We start from the raw sequence: 20,366 nt of genomic DNA, 5'->3' as shown, positions 1-20,366 counted from the left end.
CCGATAGGAGTAGAGAATGGCAGCGCTTCCCGAAAAGGCCCGTGTCGTGATCGTCGGCGTCGGCGGTATCGTCGGCGCATCGGTCGTCCATCATCTGGTCGAACGCGGCTGGGACGATATTGTCGGCATCGACAAGTCGGGCGTGCCGACCGATATCGGCTCGACCGCGCATGCCTCCGACTTCTGCTACGCGACCAGTCACGATTATCTGTCGACCTGGACGACGCTCTACTCGATCGATTTCTTCGAGAAGATGGGCCATTATTCGCGCATCGGCGGCTTGGAAGTCGCGCGGGTCGGCGACGATCAGCGGATGGACGAGATCCGCCGCAAGGTCGCCTCGGGCAAGGCATTCGGGACGCGCGCGGAGCTGGTCGATCCCGCGACGATCAAGGCGAAGTTCCCGCTGATCGAGGAAAGCCTGGTGCAAGGCGGACTGTGGGACCCGGATGCCGGTCTGGTCGTCCCCCGGTCGCAGACGGTGGCGGGCAAGCTGGTCGACCAGGCGGTCGCGGCGGGCAAGCTGACCGTGTTCGCCAACAACCAGGCGGAATCGCTCATCATAGAGGATGGACGGATCAAGGGCGTGGTGACGACACGCGGCACGATCATGGCCGATTATGTCGTGGTCTGCACCGGCCTGTGGGGCCGCCTGATCGCCGAGATGGCGGGAGAGGATCTGCCGGTCTTCCCGGTCGACCACCCGCTGACCTTCTTCGGTCCGTATAACGAGTTCGAGGGGACGGGGAAGGACATTGGCTATCCGCTGCTGCGCGATCAGGGCAATTCGGCCTATATGCGCGACACCGGCGATCCCCGTACGACCGAGGGCGGGCAGATCGAATGGGGCTATTATGAGGAGCACGCGCCCCGCCTCGTCCATCCGCGCGACCTGCTGGAGAAGGAGGAGGCGCGCCTCTCGCCGTCGCAGCGCGACCTGGAGATGGAACAGGTGCTCGAACCGCTGGAACGCGCGATCGAGCTGACGCCGATCCTGGGCGAGCTGGGCTATAATGAGAGCCATTCGTTCAACGGCCTGCTCCAGACCACCACCGATGGCGGCCCGTCGATCGGCGAGAGCCAGAAGGTGCGCGGCCTGTGGTATGCGGTCGGTATCTGGGTGAAGGACGGCCCCGGCATGGGCAAGCTGGTCGCCGACTGGATGACCGACGGGCGCACCGCGATCGACCATGCCAGCATCGACTATGCGCGCTTCAACCCGTTCCAGTTGGAGGCGAAATTCATCGAGGAACGCTGCCTGGAGACCGCCGCCAAGATCTATAACCCGCCGGTCCACCCGCGCGAGCCCTTTTCGGGCGGTCGCGGCATTCGCCGCTCGCCCTTCTGGGAGCGCGAGAAGGAACTGGGCGGCTATTTCATGGAACTCGGCGGCTGGGAACGCGCGCATGGCTATGCCGCGAACGAGCATCTGCTGGAGAAATATGCCAATCAGGTGCCGGTGCGCGAGAATGAGTGGGACAATCGCCATTTCTGGCGCGTGTCCAACGCCGAGCAGCTGGAACTCAGTGCCGATTGCGGCCTGATCAACCTGTCGCACTTCCACATCACCGATATCGAGGGGCCGGATCACGTCGCGCTGATGGAGTGGCTGTGCGCGGCGAAGGTCGGCGGCGATGCGACGATCGGGAAGGGGGTCTATACCCATTTCCTGGACGACGAGGGCAATGTCCGCGCCGACTTCACCGTGTTCCGCCTCGCCGACCGCTGCCGCCTGGTGAACGGCGCCGATGCGGGTCCGCGCGACGTCCATTATATGCGCCGCGTCGCGCAGGATCGCGGGCTGGACGTGACCGTCACCGACGTGACCGAGAAGTACGTCACTATCGGCATCTGGGGCCCCAACGCCCGCGTCAATCTCCAGAAGGTGGTGGAGGACCCCGACGCGCTGTCGCTGGAGAATTTCCCCTTCGCCGCGATCCGCACCGTTCGCATCGCGGGCAAAGACGTGATGGCGTTCCGCATCTCCTATGTCGGCGAACAAGGGTGGGAGCTGCACATGGCCTATGAAGACGGGCTGGCAGTGTGGGATGCGCTGCGCTCGACCGGCGTGATCGCGGTCGGGATCGAGACCTATGCCAATTCGCGGCGCATGGAGAAAAGCCTGCGCCTGCAGAATGCCGACCTGCTGACCCATTATAATCTGCTCGAAGCCGATCTGGCGCGCCCCAAGGCCAAGGAAGCCGATTTCCGCGGCAAGGCGAAGCATCTGGAACACCGCGCGCGCGCGCATCAGCCCGCCAAGCTGTGCACGCTGGTGATGACCGACAATGTCGATGCGAAGGGGGTGAAGCGCTATCCCGTCGGCATCCTGCCGGTGATCGATCCCGAGACGGGCGAAGTGCCGGTCGACGAACTGGGGCGGCGGTCCTACACCAGCTCGATCGCCTATGGCCCCTCGATCGGCAAGAACATCGCGCTGGCCTATCTGCCCTGGGCGCTGTGCCAAGAGGGGCGCAAGCTGGAGGTCGAATATTTCGGGGAGCGTTATCCGGTGGAGGTCGCCTCGGTCGGCTATCGCCCGCTCTACGACCCCGAAAACCGCAAGCCGAAGAGCTGACGCCAGCGACTATTAGCAAATGCCGGGTTGCTCATAAAATCAGCGTTGCGACAATGATCCCCGAAGCTCGCCCGTGTGATTCACGTCGGTCGGGACCACCCATGAGAAGAAGGATGGCAAGGTGAACGCCCGTAGCGAGATGCTGAACCTGATCCGGTCCCGCAAGGCGGGATATTCGCTGCCCCAGCCCTTCTATGTCGACCAGGATTTCTTCGACCTGGATCTGGAGCTGATCTGGTATCGCGACTGGCTGTTCGCCGGGCACGACTGCGAACTCGCCAAGCCGGGCAGCTATTTCACGATGCAGGTCGGGGCCTATCCGATCGTCGTCCTGCGCGATCGCGACGGCACGATCCGCGCTTTCCACAATAGCTGCCGCCATCGGGGCAGCCGGGTTTGCAATGCGGAGCGTGGCGTCGCCCCGAAGCTGGTCTGCCCCTATCATCAATGGACCTATAATCTGGACGGTTCGCTGGCCTTCGCGCGCCAGATGGGCGAGGATTTCGACCGCAGCCAGCATTCGCTGAAGCCCGTCGCGTGCGAGAGTGTCGCGGGCTATATCTTCGTCTGCCTCGCGGCCGAGCCGCCCGCCTTTGCGCCCTTCAGCGACCTGATGCGCCCCTATTTCGCGCCGCACAACCTGGCCGATACGAAGATCGCCTTTCAGTCGACCATCGTCGAGAAGGGCAATTGGAAGCTGGTGTGGGAAAACAACCGCGAATGCTATCATTGCGCGGGCAGTCATCCCGAATTGTGCAAGACCTATTCGGAATCGCCCAACGTCACCGGCGTCGCGGGCGGCGGCGAGGATCCCGAGATGGCCGACCACTGGGCGCGGTGCGAGGCGGCGGGGCTGCCCGCGCAATTCCGCATGCACGACAGCGGCCAGTTCCGTGCGATCCGGGCACCGCTGCTGCGCGATGCCGAAAGCTATACGATGAACGGAGCGCGCGCGGTGGCGCGCGGGCTGTCGGACGGGGTGGCGGCCGAACGCATCGGCGCGTTGATGCTGTTCAACTATCCGACGACGTGGAACCATGTCCTGATCGACCATGCCGTGACCTTCCGCGTGATGCCGATCGGGCCGAACGAGACGGCGGTGACGACCAAATGGCTGGTCCACAAGGATGCGGTGGAGGGCGTCGACTATGACCTCGACCGGCTGACCCATGTCTGGACGCAGACCAACGACCAGGATCGTCGCATCGTCGAGGAGAATGCGCTGGGCATCCGCTCGCCCGCCTATGAACCGGGGCCCTATTCGCCCTTGCAGGAAGGCGGCGTGATCCAGTTCGTCGACTGGTATGCGCGCTCCGTCGAGGAACGGCTGGGCGGGGCCGGGCGGGGCCATGTCCGGCGCGTGGCATGAGCGGGGGGACGCATCTGCATCTCGATGACATGGCCGTATGGAACGACCGGCTCCACCAATTGGAGGTGATCGGCGTCCATGCCGAAACCCCGACGGTCCGGACCTTCGTCTTCCGCGCCGATCCCGGCCTCTGGTTCCGCTATCGTCCGGGCCAGTTCGTGACGCTGGAACTCCCGATCGAGGGTGGGCCGCTGCTGCGCACCTATACCCTGTCGTCCTCGCCGTCCCGCCCCCTGTCGGTGGCGGTGACCGTCAAGGCGCAGGCGGAGAGCATCGGCACGCGATGGATGTTCGATCATCTGCGTGTCGGCATGCGGCTGCGCGCTTATGGTCCGACGGGGCATTTCACCCATGTCGCCCATCCGGCGTCGCGCTATCTGTTCGTATCGGTGGGATCGGGCATCACCCCGATGATGGCGATGCTCCGCTGGATCGCCGATGTCGCGCCGGACAGCGATATCGCCTTCGTCACCGTGGCGCGCAGTCCCGACGAACTGATCTTCCGGCACGAACTCGAACTGCTCGACCGGCAGATGCCGAACCTGGCGCTGAGCATGATCGTGCGCGACACGCCGCCGGGCGTGGCCTGGAGCGGGCATCGCGGCCGTCTGGACGCCACGCGGCTGCCCATCCTCGTGCCCGACATGCTGACGCGCGAGGTGTTCTGCTGTGGCCCCGATGGCTTCATGGACACCGTGCGCGGCATCTTCGCCGATGCGGGCCACGACATGGCGCGCTATCATCAGGAGAGTTTCGGGGATTTGCCGGTGGCGACCCGCGAGGCACCCGCCGATCCGGCCGCGCCGGATGCCGATGCTGCGACGATCCGGTTCCTGGAGTCCGACGTCGCAGCGGTCGCGCCCGCTGGCCAGACCGTCCTCGAAATCGCCCGCTCGGTCGGCGTGCGCATCCCGGCCGCCTGTGAGTCCGGGCTTTGCGGCACCTGCAGGATCAGCCTGGCCGCCGGAGCGGTCGACATGAACCACAATGGCGGCATCCTCGACGAAGACATAGCGGACGGATACATCCTGGCCTGCTGCTCCGTTCCGCGCGGCGATGTGCAGGTCGGGGCCTAGCCGCCCCGCTGATCCTGCCCCCCATCACGACGCGTCCGCCCGCAGGCCTTTCGGGCGCTGCGGGCGGAGCGGTGTTCAATCGCCGCGGGCGAGATCGCTCTGGAAGGGGGAGATCCAGTGCTGGTCGAATGCCCCCGTACCGCTTTCGCGCCCATGCGACCCGTCGGCCATGAAATGGCGCCGCGCGAGCAGGGCGGTGTTGGGCGTCGCACGACGTTCCACCCAGATCCGCAATCCGTCGGCATAGAATAGCATCGGCCAGTCGCTGGCGCTGTCCCCGGCGGCGAGCAGCGGATGGCGCACCGGGTCGATATAGGTCCGGATCGCCGCGACCTTGCCCTCATGCCAGGTGAGCGGCGCCCAGAGCGTCGGGGTCAGGACCATGTCGGCGTGATGCTCGGCGGAATAGACGCCGTCGAGGAAATGCCCCTTGGCGATCTGTTGCCGGGCGGTCGTTACCGCCCCGGTTTTCGGATCGCGGAGCAGCATGGTGACACCGATCACCCGGTCCGGCGGCACGTCCAGCCCATAGCGCGGATCGGAGACGACCATCCGCACCAGCTCCTCGAGCGAGGCGGTGACGACATAGATCCGCACGCCCCGCGCGCGCAGGCCGGCGAGCAGCTGGCGCTGCCCCGGCATGATGCGGGGCGGCATGACCGTGCCCGCAACCTCGCGATCGCCGACCCGGTAGCGGACCGGGATCGGTCGCCCATCGGCGATCATCGCGTCGACCTGCTGCTTCAACAGCTTCAGCGACAGACCTGAGAAAGCCTGGGCGATCCAGGGATAGCATAGATTGTCATCGACCTCGCACAGCCGATGATAATAGCCATACAGGCTTTCCCCCGGCAGCATCGGCACCGGCTTCAGCATGGGATCGAGGCGGTCCGCACGCAGGAACCCATGGTTTTCCAGCCATGGCAGCAGTGATTCTTCGAGGTCGCTGACCCAGAGCGTGTTGTCGGCGTCGAAGGTCGCATAGTCGCCGGGCTGGGCGTGCGACAGCGTCGTATCGATCGCGGCCCGCTCGGCCGGTGTCCAGTTGGCGAGCGTATCGGGGGCGGCGCCGACCAGGGCGATGGACGCCAGTGCCATGACGAGCCGCTTCATGCCGACGCTCCCGTCCGGATCGCGGGATCGCTGCGACTGGGACGCCCCGTCTCGACATGACCAGCGAAGCGGCGGGCCCATGTCGTGCCCGCTATCGCGACCGTCAGGTCGTACCAATGGTCGTTCCCCGCCACGTCATAGCCGATGGTGCGGGTCGCGCCGGGCGCCATCCGCCACGTCTGTTCGGGATGGCCGGTGCCAGCGGGGGGTGTCACCGCAACCCGGATGGGCGCGGTGCCGTGATGCGTGATCGTCAGCATGATCCTGTCACCTCTTTCAGCCAGGGACGCGTGCAATCCCGGCGGTCCGTCCATCGTCCCGGAAAGCCCGCGCAGGAAACCATTTGGTCCGTGGATTTCCAGTCGATAGTCGCCGTGCGCGGGAAGGCCGTGCGGCGTGTCCGACATGGTCGTGCCGGGCAGGACGGTGTAGTGCCATGGCCCCGCCATTCCCATCACGTCGTACACCGCGAAGACGGCGGCGGCGGTCCCGGTGTTGGCGAAGCGCAGCGCCAGGCCCGGCGCCGTCGCTTCGTCAACCGTCAGCCGATAGGGCAATGGCCGCGCCGGACGACCTCCCGGTTCCTGCACGGGAGGATCGCCGACGGTGCCGGGCACGGGCTCGGGCAGGCGGGCCTGACGGGCGAGGCGGGCCGTGGCATCGCGCGTCGATGGCAAGGCGTGCAGCGCCGACGCATCGGGATCCTCGAAGTCGAACATGCTCGTCAGATCGCCCGTGACCGCACGCCGCCACGGGCTGATATTGGGTTCCATGACGCCGAACCGCCGCTCCAGGAAACGCAGGACGGAGGTGTGGTCGAAGACCTGGCTGTTCACCCATCCGCCCCGCGTCCATGGCGATACCACGATGAGGGGGACGCGAACGCCCAGTCCGACCGGCTGCCCGCGATAGCTCTCGCCCGCCACATCGATCCCCGACCGCCCGGCTGTCGGAGTCAGTGCCGGGAGCGGCCCCGGCATATGATCGAAAAAGCCGTCATTCTCGTCATAGGTGATGATCAGGGCGGTCCTCGCCCAGACCGCCGGGTTCGCGGTCAGAGCATCGATCACCCGCGACACCAGCGACTCGCCCAGTGCCGGTGGGGCCTCGGGATGTTCCGAATAACGCTGGGGGGCGACGATCCAGGATACCTGCGGCAAGGCTCCGGCGGTCACATCGGCGGCAAAGGCGTCGACCAGATGCTGGGCCGTGGTCTCCGCCGCGTTCGCCGCCGTCGATCCGGGCACGATCGCCCGGCCGCGCCGATACAGTTCGTCCTGCGGAGAAAGGCCCCGAAACGCCGCGAAATAGGCGAGGCTGTTGTCGCCGTAATTGTCATGTTCCTGGTACAGCTTCCACCGGATGCCCGCCTGCTGCAACCGTTCGGCATAGGTGGTCCAGCGCGCGCCGGGAAAGTCGGGGCGGTCGCGGGCGGCATCGCCGGTCCAGTTGCCGTCATCGGCATTGTCGACCGCCTGCGGACCTCGATCGCCTACGGTCAGGCCGCTGGTTCCCGTGAACAGATACATGCGGTTTGGGTTCGTCGGACCGTGAAGCGAGGCGTAATAGGCATCGCCGATCGTGAACGCATCGGCCAGCGCATAGTAAAAGGGAATGTCGGCGCGACGGAAATAGCCCATCGTCATGGGCGTCTTGTGTCGCACCCAGCAGTCATAGGCCGCCCATTCGGCGCTGTTCGATTTCCAGCTGTGATCCAGGCTCTTCAGCAGCTGGCCCCGCGTGCGCGACGTGTCGAGGTGAAAGGGCGGGACGATCCCATGACCATCGGCGCCAGGCTGGTGAAAGACGCTGCGCCCCGACCGCAGCGTCAGCGGCCTCGGATCGCCGAACCCTCGCACGCCCGACAGGGTGCCGAAATAATGATCGAAGGACCGGTTCTCCTGCATCAGGATCACGACATGGTCGATATCGGCGATCGTCCCGCTTCGGCGATCGGCGGGCAGCGCGAGGGCCCGCGCGATGGACGGCGGCATCGCGCACGCTGCGGCAGCGCCCGCCATCGAGGACAGGAAATGACGGCGACTGTGCTGATCCATGTCGGCCTCCAAGCGCGGCCGGGCCTGTCGGTCCCGCCCTACGATCGCTGCGTTGAATAAACAATCAAGGAATGCCGGACAAGATCATTCTGGTCCTATGCAATGCCCTGCTCCCCGCATCGCGCCTTGCCCCACCTTAGGAGCGCAGCGGCCATAACGTTCGCTAATATGCCCCATGGAAGATGCTGATCGCTCGTTCAACGCTCGTGAAACCATCTTGCAAAAATTTGTGCGGATGCGAACAATTGAATGCCGAATCGGGCCGTCGCGGAACATTTTGGGGGGTGTGGGATGACTAAGATCGTTGCCTATCTGCTTGCGGGAACGGGCATGCTCACAATGGCCGTTGCGGCCCAGGCACAGGATGCCGCCAAGGCGCCGAAGCCGACCATCGGCGCGCAGGGCAATTCGGGCGATGCCGAGGCCGCCCATGGCGACATCGTCGTGCTGGGCTTTGGCCAGGCGCGCCAGGTGCAGACGGTCGCGGCCATCGATATGGAGCGGCTCACCCCCGGCACGTCGCCGCTCAAGGCGATCGCCAAGCTGCCGGGCGTCAATTTCCAGTCGGCCGATGCGTTCGGCGCCTATGAATGGTCGACGCGGATCAGCTTGCGCGGGTTCAACCAGAACCAGCTCGGCTTCACGCTCGACGGGGTGCCGCTCGGCGACATGAGCTATGGCAATGTCAACGGCCTGCACATCAGCCGCGCGATCATTTCCGACAACCTCGCCAGCACGACCGTCGCGCAAGGGGCGGGCGCGCTCGGGACGGCGTCGACCAGCAACCTGGGCGGCACGCTGCAATTCGTCAGCCGCAAGCCGTCCGACACGTTCGACATCGTCGGGTCGGGCACCTATGGCAGCAACAATACCTGGCGCGGCTTCGCGCGGCTCGACACCGGCGATCTGGGTGGCGGGGTCAAGGGCTATCTCAGCTACGCCTATCTCACCACCGACAAGTGGAAGGGGTTCGGCCGCCAGCGCCAGCAGCAGGTCAATGCCAAGCTGATGAAGGACATGGGTGCGCGCGGCAGCATCACGGCCTTTGTCGATTATTCCGACCGGCGCGAGAATGATTATCAGGACCTGAGCTATGACATCATCCGGCGTCGGGGCCTGAACAACGACAATATCACCGACAATTATTCGCTCGCGCTGCAGATCGCGCGTGTTTACCAGAACCAGACCGCGCTCGCGAGCTATCAGAAGGCGAATAACGGCTCGTCGGCGGGCTTCGTCGCGCCCTGGACGGGTGCGGGTCTCACCTATCCCAGCGGGTTCGGGACACCAGACGACGCCTATTATAACGCGGCCGGTCTGCGCCGCGACGTGCTGGGGGGCGTGACCTTCGACGGCAAGCTGACCGATGAACTGTCGATCGTCTCGACCAGCTATTATCATTACAACAAGGGGCAGGGATCCTGGATCACCCCCTATTCGGCGACGCCCGCCGGTGCACTGGGGCCGGATGGAAAGCCCTTGGCCGCGTCCTCGACATCGACCACGGGGCTCGCCTCGCCGCTGGGCTTTCGGGTAACCGAATATAGCATCAGCCGCGGGGGCAATCTGACCAACCTGTTCTACGAGACCGGGGCGAACCGTTTCGAGGTCGGTGTCTGGTATGAGAGCAACAGCTTCACCCAGGCGCGCCGCTTCTACGGCATGAACGATGGGACCAGACCGAACCGCAACGCGCTCGAATTCCAGTCGAACCCGTATCGGACGCAATGGTACGGCAAATACGACACCGAGACCCTGCAATATCATGTCGCCGACACGCTGACCCTCGGCAATCTGACGCTGAACGGCGGATGGAAGGGGATGCGCGTCAAGAACCAGGCGAACCTGCTGGTCGGCAGCCTGGTGAATGGCCGGATCAAGGCCGAGGACTGGTTCCTGCCGCAGGTCGGTGCGGTCTATCATGTGAGCGAGGCGGCCGAACTCTTCGCGAGCTATACCGAGAATATGCGCGCCTTCGTCTCGTCGGCGACGACGGGTCCGTTCGCCACGACCCAGGCGGGCTTCAACGGTATCCGTTCGACCCTGAAGCCGGAGACGTCGAAGACGATCGAGGGCGGCGGGCGACTGCGCAGCGGCGGGCTGCAATTGTCGGCGGTGGGCTATTTCATCGACTTCTCGAACCGGCTGCTCAGCTTCGCAAACGGGTCGGGCATCCAGGGCAATCCGCCCACGCTGAACAATGCGGGCAGCGTGCACAGCTATGGCGCGGAAGTGTCCGCCTTCTATCGCATCGTCCGGCCGCTCAGCCTGTTCGCCAGCTATTCCTATAATCACGCCACCTATCAGGACGATGTGAAGAACGCCGCCGGTACCGTGCTGACCGCGACCGCCGGGAAGACAGTGGTCGATACGCCGGAGCATATGGTCAAGGGCGAGGTCGTCTATGACGACGGCCATGTCTTTGCCCGTGCGGGTGCGGACTATCTGTCGAAACGCTACTTCACCTATCTGAACGACCAGTCGGTGCCGGGTCGCGTGCTGGTCGATGCCAGCATCGGCTATCGCTTCGGGGAGGATGCGGGAGCGCTCCACGGCGTCGCGATCGAGGGCAGCGTGACCAACCTGACCGACAAGCGCTACATCTCGACCGTCGGTACCAATGGCTTCACTGCCAGTGGCGACAACCAGACCCTGCTCGCTGGCGCGCCCCGCCAGTGGTTCGTCACGCTTCGGCGCGGCTTCTGATGCAGGTCGCGGCGATATCCGGTCGCCGCGACCCGTTCCCGCCTGCTCTCGATGGACTCCGTGCCGCCGCCACATGGCGGGCGACGGCGCGTGGGTGGGGCCTGTCGGGGGCAGCGGGGCGATGGCGGGGCGGCGGCTGATCCGCCCCGGCGAGACGACGATCGACCCGTTGACGAACGAGGGGGGGCGAAATGGCGGACGATGTGGTGATGGCGACGCGCTGGGACGGCGAGGCGAAGGCCGGTATCCGGCCCAAGGCGCCGGGCGGGCGCCTCCCGACGCTGCAACGGGCACTCGATTGGCGCGGCGCATTCTGGGCCATCAGCGGCGTGCCCGCCGGGGTGCTGCTGACCATGGGGGGCGTCGCGACGGTGGTCGGCCAGGCCTCCTGGGCGGTCTGGATCCTGTCGGTGCTGATCGGCTTCCTGCAATGTTTCGTCTATGCCGAGATTGCGGGTCTGTATCCCGACAAGTCCGGCGGGGCATCGGTCTATGGCGCGGCGGCCTGGATCGGCTACAGCAAGTTCGTCGCGCCGATCTCCGTATGGTGCAACTGGCTGGCCTGGTCGCCGGTGCTGGCGCTGGGTACGGGGCTGGCCGCGGCCTATGTCCTGACCAGCCTGTTTCCGGCAGGGGCGGCGATCAACACATGGCATCTGACGCTGCTGGACCTGGGCGCTATCCGGCCCGGACTGACGCTGCGGATCAACGCCGTGGCGATCATCGGCGCCGCTTTCCTGCTGATGACCTTCCTGTTGCAGCATCAGGGCGCGGCCCGGGCCGCGCGAACGCAGAAGGTGCTGGCGCTCGCCTGTCTCTGCCCGCTCGCGCTCATCGGCCTGGTGCCGATCGTCACGGGCGATCTGCCCTCCGCGAACCTGTTTCCGCTCGTCCCCATCGTCCGCGATGCGGCGGGGCATATCGGCTTTGGCAGCTGGAATGCCGCGGGGCTGACGGTGCTGGCGGCGGGGCTGTTCGGGGCGGGCTGGTCGACCTACGGCTTCGAGGGCGCGGTCTGCTATGTGCGGGAGTTCCGGGACCCGGCGCGCGACACGTACAAGGCGATCTTTTCGGCGGGATTGATGTGCCTGGCGATCTTCACCCTGGTGCCGCTGGCGTTCCAGGCGTCGCTGGGCCTGCGCGGGCTGATGGATCCCGCCATCTATGACGGGACGGGCGTGGCGCTGGCGCTGGCGAGCATCGTGAAGGGCGGCGTGATCGTCACGAACCTGTTCGTCGCGATGTTCATCCTGGCGCTGCTGCTGATCGTCATGTCGTCGATGATGGGGTCCTCGCGCACCCTGTACCAGGCATCGGTCGACGGCTGGCTGCCACGCTATCTGTCGCGGGTGAACCGCCACGGCGCGCCGACGGCGGCGATGTGGACGGACCTGGGCTTCAACCTGATCCTGCTGATGATGTCGGACTATTTCATGGTCCTGATGGTGTCCAACGTCTGCTACATGATCTTCATCTTCCTCAATCTTCAGGCGGGGTGGATCCACCGCATCGACCGTCCGCAATGGTCGCGTCCGTTCCGCGCGCCGAACTGTCTGATCGCGGTCGGCGCGATGCTGGGGTTCGTCAATCTGGCGCTGCTGGGCGCCGGGGCGGAAGTGTGGGGTCCCGGCACGCTGCGCAACGGACTGGTCGCCGCCGCGATGATCCTGCCGGTGTTCGTCTTTCGCCATTATGTCCAGGACGGGGGCCGGTTCCCGGCGGCGGCGCGCGGCGATGGCGCGCGGCCGGCCGATCCGCCGCGTGCGGGGATACGCCCCTATGCGGCGCTGGCCCTGGCCGCAGCGATCATCGCGGCCGCCCATCATTTCTCGGTGCTTCCGGGGTGAGGGGGGAGCCATGGCGGCCTTGGCCCCTGCGAATCGGTCGCAGGTGTTGACAGCGATTGACCAAGCGTTCAACGAACGGGCTGGTCACCCTGGTCAGAAACGCCATATAACCCCAGGCATCGTGATTTCCATGCCTTGCTCAATTGAACGAGTCTTCAGAACATGGTCATTGCCCGTTCTTCACCGATCGCCGACGATGGTCGCGCCCGCCAGCTGGTCGAGATGACGATCGACAGCCTGGCCGAGCTGGGGTTCGTCGGAACCACCCTCGTCCAGATCGCCGGGCGGGCGGGCGTGTCGCCGGGGCTCGTCGCCCATTATTTCGGCGACAAGGAAGGCCTGCTCGAAGCGGTGTTCCGGGCGCTGACCACGCGCCTCGGGGCCAGGCTCCGGCTCCGGCTGGCCCAGGCGGAGGGGCCGCGCGAGCGGCTTCAGGCGGTGATCGACACGAACCTGGCGCCCGAGGAACTCGACGGCGCGACCAGCAAGGTCTGGTTGGCCTTTTGGGGGCATGTCCGCCACCAACCCCGCCTGTTCCGTATCCAGCGTGTGTATCAGCGGCGGATGCTGTCCAACCTGCGCCATCCGCTCCGCGCGCTGGTGTCGGCCGAGGAGGCGCCCGCGCTGGCCGCGACCATCGCGGCGATGATCGACGGGGTGTGGCTTCGCGGGGCCCTGTCGGAGTGGAGCGAGATCGACGGCGATAGCGCGTGCGCGCTGATCGGGTCGTTCGTCGACAGCCGCCTGGCCGCCATACCGGCCGCTCCGCCGCCGCGCCGCGAGATCGTGCCGTGCAATCCCGCGACCGGCGAGGTGCTGGCCCGGATCGCGGTGACGGACAAGGGCGGCCTCGACGCCGCCGTCGCGCGCGCCCGTGCCGCACAGCCCGCCTGGGCGGCGCTTGCCCCGCGCGATCGTGGCCGCATCCTGCACCGAGCCGCCGATCTCCTGCGCGAACGCAATCTGGAACTGGCGCGGATCGAGACGCTCAACACCGGCAAGCCGGTCCAGGAGACCGAGGCGGTCGACGTGCTGTCCGGCGCGGATTGCCTGGAATATTATGCGGGCGTCGCCGCGACCGTGGCGGGACAGCATCTCGACCTGGGGGCCGAGGCGTTCGGCTATACCCGGCGCGAGCCGCTGGGCGTGGTGGCCGGAATCGGTGCGTGGAACTATCCGTTGCAGATCGCCTGCTGGAAAGCGGCGCCCGCGCTGGCCTGCGGCAATGCAATGATCTTCAAGCCCGCCGAACAGACGCCGCTGACCGCCTCCGCGCTGGAGGAGGTCTTCCGGGACGCCGGGCTGCCCGACGGCATTTTCCAGGTCGTGCAGGGCTATGGTCCGCTCGGCCGCGCGCTGGTGACGCATAGGGACATCGCCAAGGTATCGCTGACCGGATCGGTGCCCACGGGCCGCGCGGTGATGGCGGCCGCCGCGCCGGGGCTGAAGGCGGTGACGCTGGAGCTGGGCGGCAAGTCGCCGCTGATCGTGTTCGAGGATGCCGCGCTCGACAATGCGGTGTCGGGTGCCATGCTCGCCAATTTCTATTCGACGGGGCAGGTTTGCTCCAACGGCACGCGCGTCTTCGTGCATCGGTCGGTGCTGAACGCCTTTCTGGAACGTCTCGCGGCGCGTACCGCCCGCCTGGTCGTCGGCGACCCGCTCGATCCCGCGACGCAGATCGGTCCGCTGGTGACGGAAACCCAGATGAACATCGTGCTCGGCCATATCGAGCGCGCCAGGCGCGAGGGCGTGCGGCTGCTGACCGGCGGCAAGCGGCTGACCGAAGGCGATCTCGCGCGCGGGTGGTTCGTCGCCCCGACGATCTTCGTCGCGGAGGACGACCGCGCCTCCATCGTGCGGGACGAGGTGTTCGGCCCGGTCATGACGGTGCTGCCGTTCGATGACGAGGAAGAGGTGATCGCGCGCGCCAATGCGACCGAGTTCGGATTGGCGGCGGGCGTCTTCACCGCCGACATCACGCGGGCGCACCGCGTGATCGCACGGCTGGAGGCCGGGACGTGCTGGATCAACCAGTATAACGTCACGCCCATCGAGCTGCCCTTCGGCGGCTACAAGGCGTCGGGCCTGGGCCGCGAGAACGGTCTGGCAGCGATCGAACATTATACCCGTCTGAAGAGCGTCTATGTCGCGATGACCGACATCGACTGCCCCTATTGAGCGGATCTGCGATGACCGACAGCTTCGATTACATCATCGTTGGCGCGGGCTCGGCCGGGTGCGTGCTGGCCGCGCGGCTGACCGAGGGGGGGCGCCATTCGGTGCTGGTGCTGGAGCAGGGCGGGTCCGACCGCTCGGTCTTCATCCAGATGCCCAGCGCGCTGTCGATCCCGATGAACATGGCGCGGTACAATTGGCGCTATGAGACGGAGCCCGAGCCGCATCTGGACGGACGGCGGCTGCATACCCCGCGCGGGAAGGTGCTCGGCGGGTCGTCCTCGATCAACGGCATGGTCTATGTGCGCGGCAATCCGGCGGATTTCGACCGATGGGAGGCGGAGGGCGCGACGGGCTGGGGCTATCGCGATGTCCTGCCCTATTTCCGGCGTGCGGAGACGCGGGAGGAGGGCGGCGATGCGTGGCGCGGCGATTCCGGGCCGCTCCATACCAGCTATGGCCGCCTGGCCAACCCGCTGTACCGGGCCTTCATCGATGCGGCGCGCGAGGCGGGCTATCCCGAGACCGCCGACATCAACGGCCGTCAGCAGGAAGGGTTCGGGCGGATGGACATGACCGTCCATCGCGGACGCCGCTGGAGCGCGGCCAATGCCTATCTGAAGCCCGCCATGCGCCGCCCGAACCTGACGGTCGTGACCCATGCGCTGGCGACCCGCATCGTGCTGGAGGGGCGTCGGGCGACCGGGATCGTCTATCGTCGCGGCGGGGTGGAGACGACGGTCCATGCCCGGCGCGAGGTGATCCTGGCGGGCGGGCCGATCAATTCGCCGCAACTGCTGAAGCTGTCGGGCATTGGTCCGGCGGCGGAACTGGCATCGCACGGCATCTCCCCGGTCCATGACCTGCCCGGCGTGGGGGAGAATTTGCAGGACCATCTGGAATTCTATTTCCAGATCGAATCCAAGCAGCCGATCACCTTGTACCCTGCGATGAATCCGCTGCGAAAGGCGCTGATCGGCGCGCAATGGCTGCTCGGCAAGAAGGGCCTCGGCGCGACCAACCATTTCGAGAGCTGCGGCTTCATCCGCAGCCGCGCGGGCATCGCCTATCCCGACATCCAATATCATTTCCTGCCGCTGGCGGTCAGCTATGACGGATCGTCGCTCGCGACGGGCCATGGGTTCCAGGCGCATGTCGGACCGATGCGGTCTAAGAGCCGCGGCCATGTCCGCCTGCGCAGCGCCGATCCGGCGGAAAAGCCCTCGATCCGCTTCAACTATATGAGCCATCCGGACGACTGGGTGGAGATGCGGGCCTGTGTCCGGTTGACGCGCGAGATTTTCGCACAACCGACGATGGCGCCCTTCGCAGGGCGCGAAATCCAGCCCGGCGCGGCGGTCATGGACGACGAGGCGATCGACGCATTCGTCCGCAGCCATGTCGAAAGCGCCTATCATCCCTCGTGCAGCTGCGCGATGGGCGCGGCGTCCGATCCCATGGCGGTGGTCGACCCGGCGCTGCGGGTACACGGGATCGAGGGGCTGCGGGTGGTCGATTCCTCGGTGATGCCGTCGATCACGACCGGCAATCTCAACGCGCCGACGATCATGATCGGCGAAAAGGCGGCCGACCATATCCTGGGCCGCCCGATGCTGCCCTCCTCGAACGCGGACTATTACCGCGCCGAGGGGTGGGAGACGCGGCAGCGATAGGCCGCGGCGAGGCAACCGGTGCCGCGCCCATGTCGCGGCACCGGGAGGTCCGTCACGCGTCGCTGGCGGCGACCATGTCCGTCCGGTTTCCATGGTCGCGTGACGCCGTCGCGCGCAGCCGGACCGACAGCAGCACGGCGATCAGCATGACCGTGACGAACAGCATCGCGATCGCCGCGTTGTAATAGACCATCGCCACGGCCGCGACCGCCGCCATGCCCAGAGCAAAGCCGGGCACGACCGGGAAGCCAGGTGCGCGATAGGGCCGGACGAGGTCGGGCTCGCGCCGCCGCAGCCGGAACAGCGACAGCATCGACATGATGTACATGGTCAGGGCGCCGAAGACCGACAGCGTCACGACGCTGGCGGTTAGGGGCTGCCCGCCGAAGCGAATCCAGCCGTCGCTATAGATCGTCAATATGCCGATCGCCGCACCGGCGATCGTGGCGATATGCGGCGTCCGGAACCGGGGATGCAGGCGCCCCAGCGCGGCCGGGAGATATCCCGCGCGCGCCAGGGCGAACATCTGGCGGGCATAGCCCATGATGATGCCGTGGAACGAGGCGACGAGGCCGAACAGACCCAGCCAGACCAGCATGTGCAGCCAGCCGCTGGAATCCCCCACCGCCCGCCGCATCGCCTGGGGCAGCGGGTCGTTCAGGTTGGACAGGGACTTCCAGTCGCCCGACCCGCCCGCCAGGATCATGACGCCGAAGGCCAGCGCGGTCAGCGTCACTATGCCCGTGACATAGGCGATCGGTATCGTCCGGCGCGGCTCCTTGGCCTCCTCGGCGGCCATCGCCACGCCCTCGATCGCCAGGAAGAACCAGATCGCGAAGGGGATGGCGGCGAACATGCCGCCGAGTGATCGCAGCGTGGGCGTATCGCTGCCCGCCCAGCCCCCGGCGACGAAATGGTCGAGCGAGAAGATCGGCGCGACCACGTTCATGAAGACCAGCAATTCGCCCACCGCCAGGATCGTCACGAACAGCTCGAAGGTCGCCGCGATCCCGACCCCGACGATGTTCAGCGCGACGAAGATCGCATAGGCCCCCAGTGCTGCCGTCCTGGGATCGAGCGACGGAAACTGCACGGCGAGATAAGCGCCGATCGCAAGCGAGATGGCGGGCGGGGCGAACACGAACTCGATCAGCGTGGCGAAACCGGCGATCGCGCCGCCCCAGGGGCCGAAGGCGCGATAGGCATAGGCGAAGGGGCCGCCAGCCTGCGGAATGGCGGTCGTCAATTCGGTGAACGAAAAGATGAAGGCGATGTACATCGCCGCGACGATCGCGGTGACGGCAAGGAAGCCCAGCGTCCCGGCCGTCGCCCAGCCATAGCTCCAGCCGAAATATTCCCCCGATATGACCAGGCCGACGGCAATGCCCCAGAGGTGGAAGGCGTTCAGCGATTTCTTGAGATGCGTGTCTGCCCCGTGCGTCATAAGCCCCCTTACGATTATTCGCCTGCGATGCGCGGCATGGTCCCCTGGGATTCCAGGGTGTCCGCATTCTGCCCCTCTTTCAGCGCGACCCCCGAAAGCGACCGGCGCAACGCCTCGCGCGCCAGCCATGCCAGCGTCCGGGCCGCCTGCTCATAGCTCTGGCCGCCATGCCGGTGGACGTTGGAGATACAGTTGCGCTCCGAATCCCGCCGCCCCGGACGCGGGTCGTGCGTGAGGTACAGGCCCAGGCTGTCCGAGACGGTCAGGCCCGGTCGCTCGCCGATCAGGATGACGCTGAGGTGTGCGCCGAGCGCTGCCCCGATCGGGTCGGCGATGGCCACGCGGGCCTGTCGCGCGATGACGACCGGCGCGATCGACAGCTCGGGCAGAGCCTGACGGCAAGCATGGATGATCGGCGCGGCGTGCCGCTGTACCGCGGTGGAGGACAGGCCGTCCCCGACCACGAACACGATGTCGAAGGGGCCGCGCAGGGTCGTCAGCCGCTCCGCATCGTCCGGCGCCAGCAGGCGTCCCATGTCCGGCCGTCGCAAATAGGTCGCCCGGTCCGGGGCCATGCTGGCAACGGCGATTGCGGCCAGCGGCGCGAGGTCCCGCTCCAGCGCGGCGACATCGAGCATGGCATGCACCGCGTCGCGCGCCATGGCATGGGCCGCCTGGAAGCGGAGGACCTCGTCCATCGGAATGGCGTTGCCCGAGCGGCCCAGGCCGATACGGGCCTTGGTCGCCCGGCGAAGGATCGTCCATGGATCGCGCGGCTTGGCGTCTTCGATCAGGGGACGGTCGCGATCCTCGCTCATGGCCGCGCTGCCCCCATATCCGCCCCCATGTCCGCCAATGCCCGCAGCCGGGACTGGTCCGGGCCGATGGCGCGGATCGTGCCGTCGGGGGCGAGCATGTCCATGCGGTCGAGCCACGCCTCGAACTCCGGCGCGGCGCGGACGCCCAGGACGGAGCGGAGGTACAGCATGTCGTGATAGGCCAGGCTCTGATAGTTGAGCATGATGTCGTCGGCGCCGGGCACCATGATCAGGAAGGTGCAGCCCGCATGGGTCAGCACCGTCATCAGGACGTCCATATCGTCCTGATCCGCCTCGGCATGGTTGGTGTAGCAGACGTCGCATCCCATCGGCAGGCCGAGCAGCTTTCCGCAGAAATGATCCTCCAACCCGGCCCGGATGATCTGCTTGCCGTCGTAGAGATATTCGGGGCCGATGAAGCCTACGACGGTGTTGACCAGCAACGGGTCGAAGGCGCGGGCGACCGCATAGGCGCGTGTCTCCATCGTCTGCTGGTCGACGCCGTGATGCGCGTCGGCCGAGAGGGCCGCGCCCTGTCCCGTCTCGAAATACATCGCATTATCGCCGACCGTCCCGCGACGCAGCGACCGCGCGGCGTCGTGCGCCTCGCGCAGGATGGCCAGGTCGATGCCGAAACCGCGATTGGCCGCCTCGCTGCCCGCCACGGATTGAAAGACGAGATCGACCGGGGCGCCGCGCGCCATGATGTCGATCGTGTTGGTGACATGGGTCAGCACGCAGGTCTGCGTCGGGATGTCGTAGCGCTGGCGCAGATCGTCCAGCATCTTCATCAGGTCGATCGCGTTGGGCACGTTGTCGGTCGCCGGGTTGATGCCGATCGTCGCGTCGCCGACTCCGAACAACAGCCCGTCGAACACGCTCGCGGCGATGCCATGGCGATCGTCCGTCGGATGATTGGGCTGCAACCGCGTCGACAATCGCCCCGGCAGGCCGATCGTCGAGCGAAAGGCGGTGACGACGCGGACCTTGCGCGCCACCGCGATCAGATCCTGGTTGCGCATCAGCTTGGATACGGCGGCGACCATTTCCGGGGTCAGGCCACCCGCGACCGCCGCCAGCATGGCCGTGTCCGCCTGTTCGGACAGCAGCCAGTCCCGAAAGCCCCCGACGGTCAGATGCGCGAGCGGCGCGAAGGCGGAGGCGTCATGCCCGTCGATGATGAGGCGGGTGACCTCGTCCTCCTCATAGGGGACCAGCGCTTCGTGCAGAAACCGGTCGAGCGGGAGATCGGCCAGGACGAACCGGGCCGCCATGCGCTGCGCCGCGCTTTCCGCGGCGATACCGGCCAGTTCGTCGCCGGAGCGCAGCGGCGATGCGCAGGCCAGGACGTGTTTGAGATCGCGAAAGACGAAGTGCTGGCCGCCGACATTCGAGGAATACGCCAATCCGACCTCCTGACCGCCGTGCCGGATGCCACGCCGGAACGATGCGAGCTCTGTCAAATCCGCCCCTGGCGCCGCTGGCGAGGTCGCGCCCCCGCTCTTCA

At 66.6% G+C, this 20,366-nt stretch carries 12 protein-coding genes; 7 read left to right on the top strand and 5 right to left on the bottom strand.

All coding sequences use genetic code 11. From position 1 onward, the window contains the following. The first annotated feature begins 16 nt into the window (after positions 1-16). From ACFX59_RS05900 to ACFX59_RS05890, 3 genes are all read left to right on the top strand, one after another. Positions 17-2,578, top strand: coding sequence for an FAD-dependent oxidoreductase (locus tag ACFX59_RS05900; RefSeq protein WP_387430547.1), 2,562 nt, complete (start codon positions 17-19; stop codon positions 2,576-2,578). Between the two features lie 121 nt (positions 2,579-2,699). Continuing rightward, positions 2,700-3,947, top strand: a complete 1,248-nt coding sequence (locus ACFX59_RS05895) for an SRPBCC family protein (RefSeq protein ID WP_387430545.1) — start codon at positions 2,700-2,702, stop codon at positions 3,945-3,947. After that, on the top strand, positions 3,944-5,023 hold the full coding sequence (locus tag ACFX59_RS05890; RefSeq protein ID WP_387430543.1) for a 2Fe-2S iron-sulfur cluster-binding protein: 1,080 nt from the start codon (positions 3,944-3,946) through the stop codon (positions 5,021-5,023). The genes ACFX59_RS05895 and ACFX59_RS05890 overlap by 4 nt, the downstream gene beginning before the upstream one ends. Before the next feature lie 75 nt (positions 5,024-5,098). Here the strand turns inward: ACFX59_RS05890 and ACFX59_RS05885 are convergent, their stop codons facing one another. Further along, the gene (locus ACFX59_RS05885; RefSeq protein WP_387430541.1) at positions 5,099-6,136 is read right to left on the bottom strand and encodes a hypothetical protein; all 1,038 of its coding nucleotides are present in this window, start codon (positions 6,134-6,136) and stop codon (positions 5,099-5,101) included. Then, on the bottom strand, positions 6,133-8,193 hold the full coding sequence (locus ACFX59_RS05880) for a phosphocholine-specific phospholipase C (protein ID WP_387430540.1): 2,061 nt from the start codon (positions 8,191-8,193) through the stop codon (positions 6,133-6,135). Before ACFX59_RS05880 ends, ACFX59_RS05885 begins: the two co-directional genes overlap by 4 nt. A gap of 291 nt (positions 8,194-8,484) precedes the next feature. On the opposite strand from ACFX59_RS05880, the gene ACFX59_RS05875 reads away from it, so the two are divergent. The 4 genes from ACFX59_RS05875 to betA all read left to right on the top strand — a co-directional run bounded on the left by ACFX59_RS05875 (position 8,485) and on the right by betA (position 16,597). Further along, positions 8,485-10,899, top strand: a complete 2,415-nt coding sequence (locus ACFX59_RS05875; protein WP_387430539.1) for a TonB-dependent receptor — start codon at positions 8,485-8,487, stop codon at positions 10,897-10,899. Between the two features lie 191 nt (positions 10,900-11,090). Further along, positions 11,091-12,746 carry an APC family permease gene (locus ACFX59_RS05870; RefSeq protein ID WP_387430537.1) on the top strand — a complete coding sequence of 552 codons (1,656 nt, stop codon included), beginning with the start codon at positions 11,091-11,093 and terminating at the stop codon, positions 12,744-12,746. A gap of 162 nt (positions 12,747-12,908) precedes the next feature. After that, a complete protein-coding gene (betB, locus tag ACFX59_RS05865) occupies positions 12,909-14,927 on the top strand; it encodes a betaine-aldehyde dehydrogenase (RefSeq protein ID WP_309703005.1) in 2,019 nt (672 codons plus the stop codon). An 11-nt stretch (positions 14,928-14,938) separates the two neighbouring features. Then, on the top strand, positions 14,939-16,597 hold the full coding sequence (gene betA, locus ACFX59_RS05860; RefSeq protein WP_387430534.1) for a choline dehydrogenase: 1,659 nt from the start codon (positions 14,939-14,941) through the stop codon (positions 16,595-16,597). 52 nt (positions 16,598-16,649) lie between these two features. Here the strand turns inward: betA and eat are convergent, their stop codons facing one another. The 3 genes from eat to ACFX59_RS05845 are packed head-to-tail and all read right to left on the bottom strand — an operon-like array spanning position 16,650 to position 20,265. Continuing rightward, entirely contained in the window at positions 16,650-18,041 is a 1,392-nt protein-coding gene (eat, locus tag ACFX59_RS05855) for an ethanolamine permease (protein WP_387430532.1), read from the bottom strand. A 14-nt stretch (positions 18,042-18,055) separates the two neighbouring features. Continuing rightward, a complete protein-coding gene (eutC, locus tag ACFX59_RS05850; RefSeq protein ID WP_387430530.1) occupies positions 18,056-18,859 on the bottom strand; it encodes an ethanolamine ammonia-lyase subunit EutC in 804 nt (267 codons plus the stop codon). After that, on the bottom strand, positions 18,856-20,265 hold the full coding sequence (locus ACFX59_RS05845) for an ethanolamine ammonia-lyase subunit EutB (protein WP_387430528.1): 1,410 nt from the start codon (positions 20,263-20,265) through the stop codon (positions 18,856-18,858). Before ACFX59_RS05845 ends, eutC begins: the two co-directional genes overlap by 4 nt. Positions 20,266-20,366: the final 101 nt, after the last annotated feature.

Origin of the sequence: Sphingomonas sp. NCPPB 2930 (genome assembly GCF_042867205.1) — a bacterium.
In the GTDB taxonomy this organism is placed as follows: domain Bacteria; phylum Pseudomonadota; class Alphaproteobacteria; order Sphingomonadales; family Sphingomonadaceae; genus Sphingomonas.
The sequence above is the reverse complement of the archived record's forward strand: the minus strand, read 5'-3'. Positions and strand labels throughout refer to the sequence as shown.